The 15,601-nt window shown below is 60.9% G+C and carries 12 protein-coding genes and 1 pseudogene; 8 read left to right on the forward strand and 5 right to left on the reverse strand.

The features are described 5' to 3' along the window. Positions 1-6 precede the first annotated feature (6 nt). The gene (locus tag BMW74_RS17130; protein WP_093423915.1) at positions 7-3,105 is read left to right on the forward strand and encodes an efflux RND transporter permease subunit; all 3,099 of its coding nucleotides are present in this window, start codon (positions 7-9) and stop codon (positions 3,103-3,105) included. Between the two features lie 250 nt (positions 3,106-3,355). Then, the gene (locus BMW74_RS17135) at positions 3,356-3,997 is read left to right on the forward strand and encodes a DUF1345 domain-containing protein (RefSeq protein ID WP_093423920.1); all 642 of its coding nucleotides are present in this window, start codon (positions 3,356-3,358) and stop codon (positions 3,995-3,997) included. Positions 3,998-4,101: 104 nt separating this feature from the next. Here the strand turns inward: BMW74_RS17135 and BMW74_RS25760 are convergent, their stop codons facing one another. Further along, positions 4,102-4,965, reverse strand: coding sequence for a methyl-accepting chemotaxis protein (locus tag BMW74_RS25760; RefSeq protein WP_371911766.1), 864 nt, complete (start codon positions 4,963-4,965; stop codon positions 4,102-4,104). After that, positions 4,957-5,727 (reverse strand): annotated as a pseudogene (locus BMW74_RS25765) (MCP four helix bundle domain-containing protein); the annotation flags it as partial. The gene BMW74_RS25760 and the pseudogene BMW74_RS25765, both read right to left, overlap by 9 nt. 360 nt (positions 5,728-6,087) lie before the next feature. Here BMW74_RS25765 and BMW74_RS17145 point away from each other — a divergent pair. After that, positions 6,088-7,101, forward strand: a complete 1,014-nt coding sequence (locus BMW74_RS17145) for an aldo/keto reductase (RefSeq protein ID WP_093423928.1) — start codon at positions 6,088-6,090, stop codon at positions 7,099-7,101. A 543-nt stretch (positions 7,102-7,644) separates the two neighbouring features. Further along, positions 7,645-8,526 carry an EamA family transporter RarD gene (rarD, locus tag BMW74_RS17150; protein ID WP_093423932.1) on the forward strand — a complete coding sequence of 294 codons (882 nt, stop codon included), beginning with the start codon at positions 7,645-7,647 and terminating at the stop codon, positions 8,524-8,526. Positions 8,527-8,637: 111 nt separating this feature from the next. Here the strand turns inward: rarD and hppD are convergent, their stop codons facing one another. Further along, positions 8,638-9,717, reverse strand: a complete 1,080-nt coding sequence (hppD, locus tag BMW74_RS17155; RefSeq protein WP_093423943.1) for a 4-hydroxyphenylpyruvate dioxygenase — start codon at positions 9,715-9,717, stop codon at positions 8,638-8,640. Positions 9,718-9,962: 245 nt separating this feature from the next. Beyond that, positions 9,963-10,913 (reverse strand): DMT family transporter, encoded by a 951-nt coding sequence (locus BMW74_RS17160; RefSeq protein ID WP_093423948.1) that lies wholly within the window; start codon positions 10,911-10,913, stop codon positions 9,963-9,965. A gap of 78 nt (positions 10,914-10,991) precedes the next feature. On the opposite strand from BMW74_RS17160, the gene BMW74_RS17165 reads away from it, so the two are divergent. From BMW74_RS17165 to BMW74_RS17175, 3 genes are all read left to right on the forward strand, one after another. After that, complete coding sequence (locus BMW74_RS17165; protein ID WP_093423952.1) at positions 10,992-11,864, forward strand: LysR family transcriptional regulator; 873 nt, start codon at positions 10,992-10,994, stop codon at positions 11,862-11,864. Between the two features lie 115 nt (positions 11,865-11,979). After that, the gene (locus tag BMW74_RS17170) at positions 11,980-13,515 is read left to right on the forward strand and encodes an EAL domain-containing protein (protein WP_093423955.1); all 1,536 of its coding nucleotides are present in this window, start codon (positions 11,980-11,982) and stop codon (positions 13,513-13,515) included. A gap of 249 nt (positions 13,516-13,764) precedes the next feature. After that, positions 13,765-14,127, forward strand: coding sequence for a histone-like nucleoid-structuring protein, MvaT/MvaU family (locus BMW74_RS17175; RefSeq protein WP_093423959.1), 363 nt, complete (start codon positions 13,765-13,767; stop codon positions 14,125-14,127). A 191-nt stretch (positions 14,128-14,318) separates the two neighbouring features. On the opposite strand, the gene BMW74_RS17180 is transcribed toward BMW74_RS17175, so the two are convergent. Then, a complete protein-coding gene (locus BMW74_RS17180; RefSeq protein WP_093424031.1) occupies positions 14,319-14,855 on the reverse strand; it encodes a DUF4946 domain-containing protein in 537 nt (178 codons plus the stop codon). 195 nt (positions 14,856-15,050) lie between these two features. Between BMW74_RS17180 and gloA the strand changes: the two genes are divergently transcribed. Then, on the forward strand, positions 15,051-15,572 hold the full coding sequence (gene gloA / locus BMW74_RS17185) for a lactoylglutathione lyase (RefSeq protein WP_093423963.1): 522 nt from the start codon (positions 15,051-15,053) through the stop codon (positions 15,570-15,572). The last annotated feature ends 29 nt before the right edge of the window (positions 15,573-15,601 follow it).

Here is a 15,601-nt window from a genome sequence, read left to right on the forward strand (position 1 = left end):
GACTTTATGCCGCAATTCTTTATCGACCGCCCCGTGTTCGCCTGGGTCGTCGCGCTGTTTATCCTGTTGGCCGGCGCCCTGGCGATCCCGCAGTTGCCGGTGGCGCAGTACCCCGACGTCGCCCCGCCGCAGATCGAGATCTACGCGGTGTACCCCGGTGCCTCGGCGCAAACCGTCGATGAAAGCGTGGTCAGCCTGATCGAGGAAGAGCTCAACGGCGCCGACCATTTGCTCTACTTCGAATCCCAGAGCAGCCTGGGTTCGGCGTCCATCAAGGCAACGTTCAAACCGGGCACCAACCCGGAACTGGCCCAGGTGGACGTGCAGAACCGTCTCAAGGCCGTGGAATCGCGCCTGCCCCAGGCGGTGATCCAGCAAGGCTTGTCCATCGAGAAGGCGTCGTCCGGATTCCTGCTGCTGATCACCCTGACCTCAAGCGACGGCAAGCTCAGCGATGTCGCGCTCAGCGATTACCTGGCGCGCAACGTGATGAACGAGATCAAGCGCCTGGAGGGTGTCGGCAAGGCCACGTTGTATGGCTCCGAACGGGCGATGCGGATCTGGATCGACCCGCAGAAGTTGATCGGTTTCAACCTGACCCCGGCCGACGTCAACGCCGCGATTGTCGCGCAGAACGCGCAGATCTCGGCGGGCAGCATTGGCGACCTGCCAACCTCTGCCACCCAGGAAATCACCGCCACGGTGCTGATCAAGGGGCAGTTGTCGACGCCCCAGGAGTTCGCCGACATCGTGCTCAGGGCCAGCCCGGACGGCGCCACCGTACGCATCGGCGATGTCGCGCGGGTCGAGATCGGCAGCCAGGAATACCAGTTCTCCACGCGCCTCAATGGCAAGCCCTCGACCGCCGTCGGGGTGCAACTGGCACCCGGTGCCAACGCGTTGCAGACCGCCACCCTGGTGCGCGCGAAGATGGACGAGTTGGCGCGCTACTTCCCGGCGGGCGTGGAATACAAGATCCCCTATGACACCTCGCCCTTCGTCAAGGCGTCGATCACCAAGGTGCTGATGACCCTGGGCGAAGCCATGGTGCTGGTGTTCGCGGTGATGTACCTGTTCCTGCAGAACGTGCGCTACACCCTGATCCCGACACTGGTGGTGCCGGTCGCGCTGATGGGCACCTTTGCCGTGATGCTGGCGCTGGGCTTCTCGATCAACGTGCTGACCATGTTCGGCATGGTGCTGGCCATCGGCATCCTGGTGGACGACGCCATTGTGGTGGTGGAGAACGTCGAGCGGATTATGGCCGAAGAGGGCCTGCCGCCCAAGGAAGCCACGCGCAAGGCCATGGGCCAGATCACCGGGGCGATCGTCGGGATTACCCTGGTGCTGGTCGCGGTGTTCATCCCGATGGCGTTCATGCAGGGCTCGGTGGGGGTGATCTACCAGCAGTTCTCGCTGTCGATGGCCACCTCGATCCTGTTCTCGGCGTTCCTGGCCCTGAGCCTGACCCCGGCGCTGTGCGCCACGTTGCTCAAGCCCGTTACCAAGGGCGAGCTGCACGCCAAGACCGGATTCTTCGGCGGGTTCAACCGGCGCTTCGAACACTTCAGCGAGCGTTACCAAGGCTGGGTGAGCTATGCGCTCAAGCGCAGTGGCCGCTACTTGCTGATCTACGGTGTGTTGCTGGTCGGCCTGATTGTGCTGTTCAGTCGCCTGCCCTCCTCGTTCCTGCCGACCGAAGACCAGGGCTATACGATCACCGACATTCAACTGCCGCCGGGCGCCAGCAAGAGCCGCACGGTGCAGGTGGTGGAACAGATCGAGGCGCACAACGCCACGGAGCCGGGGATCGGCGACAGCACGGTGATCCTGGGCTTCAGTTTCTCCGGCAGCGGGCAGAACGCGGCGCTGGCGTTCAGTACGCTCAAGGATTGGTCCGTGCGCGGCAGCGATGATTCGGCGGCGTCGATTGCCGACCGCGCCAACGCAGCGTTCAGCCAGATCAAGGACGCCATGGTGTTTTCCGTGCTGCCACCGCCGGTGGACGGCCTGGGCACCTCCAGCGGCTTCGAGTTCCGCCTGCAAGACCGTGGCGGCCTCGGTCACGCGGCGCTGATGCAGGCCCGTACGGCGCTGCTGGAAGCCGCCGAAAAAAGCCCGATCCTGATGAATGTGCGTGAAAGCGCCCTGGCCGAAGCACCGCAGGTGCAACTGATCGTCGACCGCAAGCAGGCCAACGCCCTGGGCGTGTCCTTTGCCGACATCGGCAGCGTGCTGTCGACGGCAGTGGGCTCGACCTACATCAACGACTTCCCCAACCAGGGACGGATGCAACGGGTGGTGGTGCAGGCCGAAGGCGATCAACGCAGCCAGGTGGCCGACCTGCTGAAGATCCACGTGCGCAACGACCACGGCAAGATGGTGCCGCTGTCGGCGTTCGTCCAGGCGCAATGGACCCAAGGCCCGACGCAACTGACCCGCTACAACGGCTACCCGGCCGTCAGCATCTCCGGCGAGCCAACCCCAGGCCACAGCACGGGCGAGGCCATGGCCGAAATCGAACGGCTGGTGGCGCTCGGCCCGACCGGGCTGGGCCAGGAGTGGACCGGCCTGTCGCTGCAGGAACGCCTGTCAGGCAGCCAGGCGCCGATGTTGCTGGCGCTGTCGTTGCTGGTGGTGTTCTTGTGCCTGGCGGCGCTGTATGAAAGCTGGTCGATCCCCACCTCGGTGCTGCTGGTGGTGCCCCTGGGGGTGCTCGGTGCGGTATTGGCGGTGACCTTGCGCGGCATGCCCAACGACGTGTTCTTCAAGGTCGGCTTGATCACCATCATTGGCCTGTCGGCGAAGAACGCGATCCTGATCATCGAGTTCGCCAAGAGCCTGTACGACGAAGGCCACGACCTGATCGACGCCACGGTCCAAGCCGCACGCTTGCGCCTGCGGCCGATTGTCATGACCTCCCTGGCGTTCATCCTCGGCGTGGTACCCCTGGCAATTGCCACCGGCGCCAGCTCGGCCAGCCAGCAGGCGATCGGCACCGGGGTGATCGGCGGCATGATCACCGCGACGTTGGCGGTGCTGTTTGTGCCGGTGTTCTTTGTGGTGGTGATGAAGCTGGTGCGCAAGCGGCATAGGGACGACTGAAGCTGCGCCTTGTGGGTTTTTGATGCCTGTCTAGTCCTGAAGGTGTAAACCTTATTCAGGACGGGACAGCCTAAACAACAAGGGGACGGATTAATAAATCCGTCCCCTTTTCTCTCTAGCTTCTTTTCTCTCTAGCTTCTTTTCTCTCTAGCTTCTTTTCTCTCTGGGTTCGCGCTCACGCGTGATCGGGGTGTTCATCGGCGACAAGGCTGGTCTAAGGTGTGTCAAAGCCCTGCCATAGCGAGCCCTCATGTCCCACCTCCTACGCACCCACCCTCGCCTGACTGCCGCTGCCCTGATCGGTGTGGTGATCGGCATTCTCGCCCCCGCCGATTCACTGATCAGCAAGATCCTCTTTGGCTGGAACGCTGGCGCCTGGACCTATTTGGTGTTGATGTTTTGGCTGACCGTGCGTTCAAGGGCCGATGACGTCAGGCGCATTGCCGAAATCGAGGATGAGAACGCCGGGCTGGTGCTGCTTATTGTGTGCATCGCGGCCATTGCCAGCCTCGCCACCATCACCCTGGAACTGGTCGGCAGCAAGGACCTCGATAGCCATCAGAAGCTGATGCACTACGCGTTCACCGGTATGACGGTGATGGGGTCGTGGCTGTTGGTCGGGGTGATCTTCAGCGTGCATTACGCCCGCCTGTTCTACACCTGGGAGGGTCCCAAGCCCGCCCTGCGCTTTGCCGAAGACCTGGAGACCCCCGACTATTGGGACTTCTTGTACTTCTCCTTCACCATCGGCGTGGCGGTGCAAACCGCCGATGTGGGCGTGGGCACCCGCAGCCTGCGCAAGATTGTCCTGGCGCAGTCGTTGATCGGGTTTGTGTTCAACACCGCGATCCTGGGGTTTTCAATCAACATCGCCGCCGGGCTGTTTGGATGAGAGGTGCGTGGCCTCTCACGCTCTCGCAATACTCGTCCTGATAGTGAAGCAACACCCGTGGCGAACTGACCTTAAGTGAACCGCATCATCATCCTCTCCGGGCGTTACACCACAAAGCGCCCAACCATGGCGTTCAAGTCCACCGCCAGGCGCGACAACTCATGGCTGGCGGCGCTGGTCTGGTTGGCCCCGGCGGCGGACTGGGTCGCCAGGTCGCGGATGTTCACCAGGTTGCGGTCGACCTCGCGTGATACCTGGGCCTGTTCTTCGGAGGCGCTGGCAATGACCAGGTTGCGCTCGTTGATCTGATGGATCGAGTGGGTGATCTGCTCCAGCGCCACGCCCGCCGCCCGTGCCAGTTCCAGGGTGGACTGGGTGCGTCGATTGCTTTGCTGCATGGAGTCAACGGCCTCTCCCGTGCCGTTCTGGATACCGGCGACCATCTTTTCGATCTCCTGGGTCGACTGCGCGGTGCGATGGGCCAATGCCCGCACCTCGTCCGCCACCACCGCAAAACCACGCCCCGCCTCGCCCGCCCGGGCGGCTTCGATGGCGGCGTTCAACGCCAGCAAGTTGGTCTGCTCGGCGATGGCGCGGATCACGTCCAGCACCTTGCCGATGTCGCGGCCTTGAGTGGCCAGGCCTTCGATCATCACAGCGGTGTTCTGTACGTCCACGGTCATGGTCTGGATCGCGTCCACCGTCTCGACCACTCGATCACGCCCTTCACGGGCGGCCTGGGTCGATTGGCTCGACGCTTCGGAAGTCGACACCGCGTTGCGCGCCACTTCTTCGACTGCCGCGGTCATCTCATTGACCGCGGTCGCGGCCTGTTCGATTTCATTGTTCTGCTGTTGCAACCCGCGGGAGGCCTCTTCGGTGACCGCGCTGAGTTCTTCGGCTGCCGCCCCCAACTGATTCGCCGAGCCGGCGATTTGCTCGATGGTCTGGCGCAGGTTCTTCTGCATGTTGGCCAGGGCTTCGAGCAACCGAGCCGGTTCGTCCGAGCCATCGACCTCAATGGTTTTGCTCAGGTTGCCGTCGGCGATGAACTGCGCGGCGCTCACCGCCCGTGCCAGCGGAGTGACGATGCTCCGGGTCAGCAACCAGGCCAGCAGCACGGTCACCAGCGCCGCAAAGATCGACACGCCGATGACCCCGTTGATGGCGTTGTTGTAATGCTCATTGGCCAACGTATCGGCCTTGGCGGCGTCGGACTGGTTGATCGCGATCAGTTGGTTGAGCTGATCGCCCATCTGGTCGGTGCCGTCCTTGATTTTGCTGTTGATCAGGTTGCGCATGTCATCGAGTTTGTTCGCCCGCGACAGTTCCAGCATCTGTTGCTGCGCTTGCAGGTAGTTCTGCAGCGTGCTGGCAAAGCGGGTGTACAGCGTCGTTTCTTCTCCTGAATCCAGCAACGCCGCGTAGCCGAGTTGCGCCTGGCGCACCTTCTCGGTCAACACCGCGATTCGCGATTCAGCTTCCTGCAGGCCCTTGGCGTCGCGGTTGACCAACACGCGAAACGACAGAATGCGCAAGCGCAGGACGTTCTCGGTAATGGCCCCCAGGTAAGTCACGCTCGGCAGTTGATTGCTCTCCATGTCCACGGACGCCTGGCGTATGACCGACATGCGGCCTACGGCAAAGACACCCAAAACGATAACCAGCAACGCAATGAAAGCAAAACCGAGGAACGCGCGGGGCGCGATGTTCATGTTTCGTAGGGACATAGGAGGGCTCGCGGGAGAAGGAGAATTGCGCGCATCCCTGCGAGCACCAGACCGTCATGGGCCGGTCGGCGCACATCAGGCCAGGGGATGACGTGTGCGCCTGTACGAGGTATCGGCAGCGGGGATGGATTTATGCGGGGGGATGATTAAACTTTTACAAAATGCGACGAACGGTCAGCCCCAGGACAATGGCATCGGCCATCCCTCTGGCGCTGGGTCGCGCAGCGGCTCCATAAAAAGGGACGGCTACACCGTCCAGCGCGAACACGCTCGCTCCCACAATTGAGTCGTGGGGTGTTTGCGCTATGCCCCCGTTCTGGTATTTGATTGAGCCTTTCCCATCAGTGAAAGGACTTCGTCATGACTTACCGCACACTGGGCCACTCCGGGCTGCACGTGTCCACCCTCACCCTGGGCACCATGATGTTCGGTGAGCAGACCAACACTGAAGACTCGTTGCGCATCATCGACAAGGCCTGGGACCAAGGCATCAATTTCATCGACACGGCCGACGTCTACACCAACGGCCGCTCCGAGGAAATCATCGGCGAAGCCATCGCCACTCATCGTCATGAATGGGTGGTGGCCTCCAAGGTCGGCTTCGGTCCGGTCGACGGCCTGCCCAACCGCAGCGGCTTGAGCCGCAAGCACCTGTTCAACGCTATCAACGCCAGCCTGACCCGCCTGGGCACCGATTACCTGGACATCTACTACCTGCACCGCGAAGACCACAACACCCCGCTGGAAGTGACCGTGTCGGCCATCGGCGACCTGATCCGCCAAGGCAAGATCCGTTACTGGGGGCTGTCCAACTACCGGGGCTGGCGCATTGCCGAGGTGATCCGGGTGGCCGAGCAACTGGGCGTCGACCGCCCCGTGATCAGCCAACCGCTGTACAACATCGTCAACCGCCAGGCGGAAACCGAACAGATCACCGCCGCCAGCACCTACGGCCTTGGCGTGGTGCCCTACAGCCCACTGGCCCGCGGCGTGTTGAGCGGCAAGTACGCCCCGGATGCCACCCCGGACGCCAACAGCCGTGCCGGGCGCCAGGACAAACGCATCCTGGAGACCGAATGGCGGACCGAGTCGTTGCGCATCGCCCAGCAGATTCACGCCTACACCCAGCAACGCGGGGTCGGCATGGTCGAGTTCGCGATTGCCTGGGTGCTGAACAACGCGGCGGTCACATCGGCCATCGTCGGCCCCCGCACCGAAGCGCAGTGGGACGCCTACACCCTGGCGCAGGACGTGACGATCAGCGCCGAGGATGAGGCTTTTATCGATTCACTGGTGACACCGGGCCATGCCTCGACTGCGGGGTTCAATGATGTCGGGCACTTTGTTTCGGGGCGAAAGCTGCGCACTAACTGAGTCGCCATAGCCTCTGTGGGAGCAACTGTCTTAGCCATGCCGCTCGTCACCGCCATCGCGAGCAGGAATCTGGGTTGAGCCCGTAGGAGCGAGGCTTGCCCGCGAACCGGCCAGCCCATTCAACATCGAGGTCGCCAGACTTACCGCCTTCGCGGGCAAGGCTTAATGCCAGTCAGTTAAGCGAAACCCACGTGGGAGCGAGCCTGCTCGCGATAGCAGTAGGTCAGTCAACGGAGATGTTGGCAGTGTTGCCGTCTTCGCGAGCAGGCTCGCTCCCACAGGTTTGGCGCCTTAACTGACTGGCATTAGGGCAAGCCTCGCTCCTACAAGGAATTGAGCTGCCCCCGGATGTGTGTTCGCCGTGGACCAGGGCGGGCTTGCTCGCGAAGGTGGTGTGCCAGGCGATGAAACTATTGACTGACACTCCCTGTTCGCGAGCAAGCCCGCTCCCACAGGGGGAAGTGTTGGATGTTCGAACGGTGCTCACCGCTAAAACCACGTATCCTTCGCCCCCTGTGTCACCTTCATCCCCGCGAGGACAGTTTGTCTAAAGGTATTGCTCTATCGGTATCCGCCTCGGTGCTGTTCGCCGTCATGTACTACTTCACTTCCCTGCTGTCGCCCTTGGACGGCGTGGAGATTTTTGGCTGGCGCATGCTGCTGACCGTGCCGTGCATGACCGTGTTCATGCTGGTGTCGGGCGAGTGGAAGCGGGTCGTCGAACTCGTGCGTCGGCTCGTTGGCAAGCCGGCCTTGCTGGCGGGCGTGCTGGTGTCCTCGGCATTGCTGGGCGTGCAGTTGTGGCTGTTCATGTGGGCACCCCTCAATGGCCGCAGCCTGGACGTGTCCCTGGGCTACTTCCTGCTGCCGCTGACCATGGTGCTGACCGGACGCATTGTGTATGGCGAACGGCTGTCGTACCTGCAAAAGATCGCCACCGGCCTGGCCACCCTGGGCGTGCTCAATGAGCTTTACCAGGTGGGCGGTTTTTCGTGGGCGACGCTGCTGGTAGCCATCGGTTATCCCATCTACTTCGTACTGCGGCGGCGCCTGGCTGCCGACAACCTCGGCGGCTTGTGGCTGGATATGGCGCTGCTGCTGCCGGTGGCGTACTGGATCGTGCACAGCGGCGCACAAGGCTTTGGCGTATTCGGCCAGCATCCGTGGCTGTCACTGCTGATTCCCATGCTGGGGGTGATCAGCGCCTCGGCACTGGTGGCGTACATCATCGCCAGCCGCCTGCTGCCGTTCAGCCTGTTCGGTCTGCTCAGCTACGTCGAGCCGGTGCTGTTGCTGGGGGTGGCGCTGCTGCTGGGTGAGAGCATCAAGGCGGGGGAATGGCTGACCTACATCCCGATCTGGTTGGCGGTGCTGGTCCTGGTGTTTGAAGGGTTCAAGCACTTGGTGCGCCAGCGCAAGCCTTGATCCCATATAAAACGGTGTGGGAGCGAGCCTGCTCGCGATAGCGGCGTGTCAGTCGACATTGAGATGACTGATTCACCGAATTCGCGAGCAGGCTCGCTCCCACAGGTTTATTTACTGTTCGGTGCTCAACACACCCCGACGGACCTGGTCGCGCTCGATGGATTCGAACAGGGCCTTGAAGTTGCCTTCGCCAAACCCATCGTCGCCCTTGCGCTGGATGAACTCAAAGAACACCGGCCCCATCAGGGTTTCCGAGAAGATCTGCAGCAGCAGGCGCTTGTCACCCGACTCCGACGAACCGTCCAGCAGAATCCCCCGCGCTTGCAGTTCGCCAACCGGTTCGCCGTGGTTCGGCAAGCGGCCTTCGAGCATTTCATAGTAGGTCTCCGGCGGCGCGGTCATGAAGCGCATGCCGATGCTTTTCAGGTGGTCCCAGGTCTGGATCAGGTCGTCCGCCAGGAACGCCACGTGCTGGATGCCCTCGCCGTTGAACTGCATCAGGAACTCTTCGATCTGCCCGGCACCCTTGGACGACTCTTCGTTCAACGGGATGCGAATCATGCCATCGGGGGCGGTCATGGCCTTGGAGGTCAGGCCGGTGTATTCGCCCTTGATGTCGAAATAGCGGATCTCGCGGAAGTTGAACAGTTTCTCGTAGAAGTTGGCCCAATAGGCCATGCGGCCGCGGTACACGTTGTGGGTCAGGTGATCGATGATCTTCAGGCCCGCGCCGACCGGGTTGCGGTCCACACCTTCGATGAACACGAAGTCGATGTCATAGATCGAGCTGCCTTCGCCGAAACGGTCGATCAGGTACAGCGGCGCACCGCCAATGCCTTTGATCGCCGGCAGGTTCAACTCCATCGGGCCGGTCTCGATGTGGATCGGCTGGGCGCCGAGTTCCAGGGCGCGGTTGTAGGCCCTTTGCGAATCCTTGACCCGAAACGCCATGCCGCACACCGACGGGCCATGCTCGGCCGCGAAGTACGAGGCCACGCTGTGGGGTTCGTTGTTAAGGATCAGGTTGATCGCGCCCTGGCGATACAGGTGCACGTTCTTGGAGCGGTGGCTCGCGACCTTGGTGAAACCCATGATTTCGAAGATCGGCTCAAGGGTGTTCGGGGTCGGCGATGCGAATTCGATGAACTCGAAGCCCATCAGGCCCATTGGGTTTTCGTATAAATCTGCCATGGTTGGCGCCTCATCATTATTAGACGTAACGGATCGTTAGTTGCTAGCAATGCTGAGGGCGACGGGTGGCGCACAGGAGATGCCGCGCACGCTGCGGGCGAGAAAATCACCGTAGATCAGTTGGCACCCAAATATCTTCATGTTCGACCCAAGGCTTTGACGGGCGAGGCTTCTGCTGCCAGAAGACGTTATTCTTATATGCGTAACTGGATTCTACACAGCGTAAATAGGTTTGTCCGCCCTCTCTATAAAATCCGCCTTTTTCGCGCCGACGCAAGGGGTTTGTTACACAGGTAAATCCCCAGCACGATGGCTCCGCCCCCCAGGTACATTGGCGCACTCAGGTGCTCGCCGAGCAACAGCGCGCCAAAGACCACGGCCGTCAGCGGATTCAACGCGATGAACACGCCCGCACGGGTCGCACCGATTTTGCCAATGCCCTGGTAGTACCAGATATAGGCCAGCGCCGACCCCAGTACGCCGAGGTACACCAGGCTCACGATCTGCACGGGCTGCAACCGGGCTGCAACCTCAAGGCTCAATTCCCCCCGCACGGCGCTGGCGGTCCACAGCATCAACGTGCCGAGCACAATCGAATAGGTCACCGTGTGCAGCGCGCCCAGTGCCTGGTTCAGCCCCTTGGAGCACAGCGAATAAACGCCCCAGCCCAGCACACACCCGAGAATCAGCAGATCGCCGATCCAGGCGTTCACACCGCTGCCGTCCCATGCCGGCTGGTCGCGACTGACAATCACCAGCCCTGCCCCAACCAGGCAGATCGCAATGCCCGCGACCTTGGTCCTGCCCAGGCGTTCCTTGAACAGCAACCATGACGCCAGCCCGATGACTGCCGGGTTCAAGGCCACGATCAGCGATGCCCGGGAGGCGTTGATGTAGTGCAAGCCGTAGAAGAAGCACAGGTTGTAGAAGAAGATCCCAAAGAACCCCAGCAGCCCCAGCTGCAACCATTGCCGCCCGGTTGGCCAGCGCAGGGGGACCCGTGCAACCGCCATGAACAGCAACAAGGCAACGCTGGCCAGCAGGAAGCGCAGACTCGCGGCGAACAATGGCGTCACGTCATCGGCCAGCAACCGCCCGGCGACAAACGTACCGCCCCAGAGCATGGTGACCGTGGCGAGCTTCAGATACACCGGCACATCCGAATCACCACTAACGCTATGGATCAGGCTTTTCATAACACTCCGAACAATCACGACAGGCTAAGCCCCCATTCTTTATGTAATGATTGATCATCGTAAAATGAGTAAACACTCATGACCCTGAGCCAACTCGAGATTTTTTCCCTGGTCGCCGAGCTACAGGGCTTCACCAGCGCCGCCCATCGCTTGGGGATCAGCCAATCGGCGGTGTCCCATGCCATCAAGTCGCTGGAACAGGAGTTGGGCGTCGAGTTGCTCAGGCGGCATCCATCGCAGATCGAACTCAGCGACATCGGCCAGCAACTGCTGCTGCGTGCCCGCGCCATGCTCGGCCTGGCCAGTACCCTGCGCCAGGAAGCGGCAGACGCCCGCGGCATGAAGCGCGGTACGCTGCGCATCGGCTCATTTGGCCCGACCGCCTCGATCAAGCTGCTGCCGCTGATCCTGCAGCGCTACCGCGAGGCCTTTCCCGGGATTGACGTGCATGTCGACGAAGGACCGGACCGCCAAGTCCTGCAGTGGTTGGATGAGCGGCGCATCGATGTCGGTTTTGTGGTGTTGCCGCAAGAGCGCTTCGACACCTTCCCCTTGATGGAGGACCAAATGGTGGCGCTGGTGCCCGCCGGGCATGCCCTCTGGACCCGCGACAGTGTGCAACTGGACGATTTGTGCCATGACCCGTTCATTCTCACCGAAGCCGGTTCCTCGGAACGGGTGTCGCGCCTGTTCGCCGGCGCCGGGCTGACGCCGAACATCCGCTATCGCAGCGCGCAATTGCTCAGCACCCTGGACCTCGTCAGCCGTGGCGAGGCACTGACCATCGTGGCCGAGGGCTCGCTTCCAGAGAGGGCGTCGGTGCACTACGCGAAAAAGCCGCTGTCGCCTGCGGTCCCGCGACAAGTGGGTTTGGCGGTGCTCGATGAACGCCAGTCCTCCCCCGCGACCCTGGCCTTCATCAAGCTGGCATCGAGCCTCGACTACGCGTGAACAGCACAAACCCCCAGTGCCATCTATCATCCCCGGTATCTGATCTCTTCTTGGCTGACGCGCCCTTGCCCTGCCTGCATTTGAGACCACATCCCCTTCGCCGCAGGTTGTATCCATGCCATTGACCCTCAAGCCCCGCCGAAAACCCGCCGTGCGTAACGCGATCACGTTACTGGCCGGGCTGGTGCCCATGCTGTTGGGGACGGTGATTCTGTACCTGCAGGCCGAACACACACTGAAACAAAGCACCCGGCAGACCGCCGAGGAGGCCGTGCGGCAATTCGACCTGATGCTGGACAACACCGCGTTGGCCGCACAGGAACTACTGCCGCTCGCGGGGCAACCTTGCGCCGAGGTGAAGCTGGCCCTTCGGGAGCAGGTCACGCGCCGGCCTTTCGTGCGCTCGACCAATCTGGTGTTGAACAACAATTTGTATTGCAGTTCGCTGTTCGGTGAATTCGAGGAACAGGTCAACCCAGGCGACTACACCCAAGGCAAACTGTGGCTGATGAACGGCAACCCGGTGACGCCCAACACCGCCTTGCTGGTGTATCGCCTCAGCGAAGGCGAGCGAGGCGTCCTGAGCACACTCGACGGTTACCACCTGAGCAACGTCCTGCGCCTGATTGGCCGCAAGACCCTGTTGCTGCTGCAAGTCGGCCCCAACTGGCTGTCTGCCGACGGAACGGTCCATGAGGGCCGGCTACCCGCAATGCCCGTGGCCCAGAACACGCTCGAATCTTCCCGCTATGCATTTGAAGTCGAGGCTGGCTTTCCCGCGGGAGAAGTCTGGCGCTACATGGCCAGTGAATACCCGCCCCTGTTCAGCCTGCTGATTTTCTTCGGGGCGATAGCCGGAACGATTGGCCATTGGCTGCAAAAACGCGCGTCGTCGCCCAGCCATGAACTGCAACGAGCCCTGGAAGCGGCCGAATTCATCCCCTATTTTCAACCGGTCGTACGCGGCGACAACAAGCAATGGGCCGGCGTCGAAGTGTTGATGCGCTGGAAACACCCCAGGGAAGGCCTGGTACGCCCAGACTTGTTCATACCGTTCGCCGAACACTCAGGGCTGATTGTGCCGATGACGCGCTTGCTGATGCGCCAGACCGCCGCGTTGCTCGCGCCACACACCACGCCGTTCAATGAAACGTTTCATATCGGCATTAACATCACCGCCAATCACTGCCAGAACCTGGAGTTGGTCGATGACTGCCGCGAGTTTCTTGCCGCCTTCGCGCCAGGCAGCGTGGTGCTGATCCTGGAGCTGACCGAACGCGAACTGGTCGTGCCCTCCCCGGTCACCCATCAATTGTTCGAGCAACTGCACGCACTGGGGATCAAGATCGCCATCGATGATTTTGGTACCGGGCACTCCAGCCTGGCTTACTTGCGCCAGTTCAATGTGGACTACCTGAAGATCGACCAGAGCTTTGTGGCGATGATCGGTGCTGATGCGCTGTCGCGCCACATACTCGATAGCATTATCGAGCTGTCCGGAAAACTCGACTTGGAGATCGTCGCTGAAGGTGTCGAAACACTGGAGCAGAGCGACTATCTAGCCCGCCATGGTGTGAACTTCCTCCAAGGCTATCTGTATGGAAGGCCAATGCCTGGGGCCGAGCTGATTATCCAGCTCCACCGCCACTAATTAGCGGGGTATTAACGCCCCCCGGAAAACCCTTGGTAAATGAATTCACCCAGCAAATTGCTTCAGATAATGACGCCCCGTTACATGCTGAAAAAGACCTTATTTACTCTGGGACAATTAACTACTACAATTTTTCGTGCCTGCGCAGAATTGACGGGCTCGCTATTATCACCGAGTCGCTACAAGGCTCTTGGCTTATAGCTTTGTTTGCGGTTGGTATCAGCCATTTACACTATTGGAGTAAAGATATTGTCCAGACTCGCTGAATTTCGTGCAGCCGAAAAGGCCCTTCAAGAACAGCTCGCGCAGCTGGAATCGCTGAAGAATGACGCCGGGCTAAAGAAAGAAATCGAATTCGAAGAAAAGCTCCAGGGGCTGATGAAAACCTACGGCAAGGGTCTGCGCGACATCGTCGCCATCCTCGACCCGAACCCCAAGTCCAGCCTCCAGCAGGCGATTGCCCCCAAGACGCGCCGTGCACGCGTGGTCAAGGTCTATCAGAACCCGCACACCGGTGAACTGATCGAAACTAAAGGCGGCAACCACCGTGGCCTGAAAGCCTGGAAAGAACAATACGGTGCTGGCACTGTTGATTCATGGCTGCGCGGCTAAGCATCAAGCAGCACCAACAAGCCCTGTATATACAGGGCTTTTTCATGCCCGCCATCAATTGATGTAACGACATTCTTCGTAGCCCTCGAAAACACCCAATAGCCGCCACTGGCAACTCAACTTTGTGCTTAATCCGTTTGGCGTCTTGCCGCTCATCGAATGACAGGGTCCACGCCTTGTCGAATGCACAACTAGAACTTCAAACTGTTGCGCACACCCTGTACTTCATCCTGGCTGGCGGCATAAGCCTCGGCTTGGCCGGCGTAGGAAAAAACATACGCTTTCTCGCTATCAACCGCCGCGACTATTGTTTGCGACAACACATGCCGCCCATTCTGGGTAATGGTGCACGTCGTCTCCAACGCCTGTAAGCGACTCAATGTGGCAGGATGAATCCGGTTGCAGGCGCTCTGATATCCGCCCTGGAAAAAGTCTTTCTGGATCGCCTTGCGCATTTCCAACAGAACGCCTTGCACGTTGACCTCATGCCCGGTTTCAACCGCCGTCGTGGTCAGCTCCATGACCAGTACCGGATCGCCGTTTTCATCATGTTTCACCGCCCGCTGCCTCGACACGTTCGTCGACGCCTGAACAGCGGAATCATCCCGGTCCAGGGTCTGTACCTGCCAACCGGTTGGCCAGCTGATTTGAGGCGTCGCCTCCTGCGCACCGACTGCGCCAGCGAGCAGGCAGGTTAAAACCAACAGGGCGTGATGGGCTCGGATCATGTGGGCAAACACTGGCAGGACGAACGTCAAAGTCTGAGCCCTGCCACGCGTCCAGGCAATAGCCGCAGATTTGGCGTTGGCCCAGCGCAGCCCCTTGCGTATCATTGGCGCACCGCACGCAAGCCCTACCCATTGCAAGCCAAGGGACAGCTCGTTTTGCGAGCGCCGTTTGCCCCACTTTATTCCGGAGGGCCCATGAGCCTGCACGATTTGAATAGCTTCCCCGGCGTTACCGCCCAACCTGACACCGCCACCCAGCACTTCGTGTTCAACCACACCATGTTGCGGGTCAAGGACATTACCCAGTCGCTGGACTTCTACACCCGCATCCTGGGCTTTACCCTGGTCGAGAAACGCGACTTCCCGGAAGCCGAGTTCAGCCTGTACTTCCTGGCTCTGGTCGATAAAAACCAGGTCCCGGCCGATGCCGCCGCCCGTACCGAATGGATGAAGTCGATCCCCGGCATCCTGGAGCTGACCCACAACCATGGCACCGAAAACGACCCGGACTTTGCCTACCACAACGGCAACACCGACCCACGCGGTTTTGGCCACATCTGCATCTCGGTGCCTGACATTCGCGCTGCGTGCGAACGCTTTGAAGCCCTGGGCTGTGACTTCCAGAAGCGCCTGAACGACGGCCGCATGAAGAGCCTGGCCTTCATCAAGGACCCGGATGGCTACTGGGTCGAGATCATCCAGCCAGCACCGCTGTAAAAAACCGAGACAAAAAAAAGAGCCCAGCA

The organism is Pseudomonas sp. ok272 (genome assembly GCF_900109995.1).
GTDB lineage: Bacteria > Pseudomonadota > Gammaproteobacteria > Pseudomonadales > Pseudomonadaceae > Aquipseudomonas.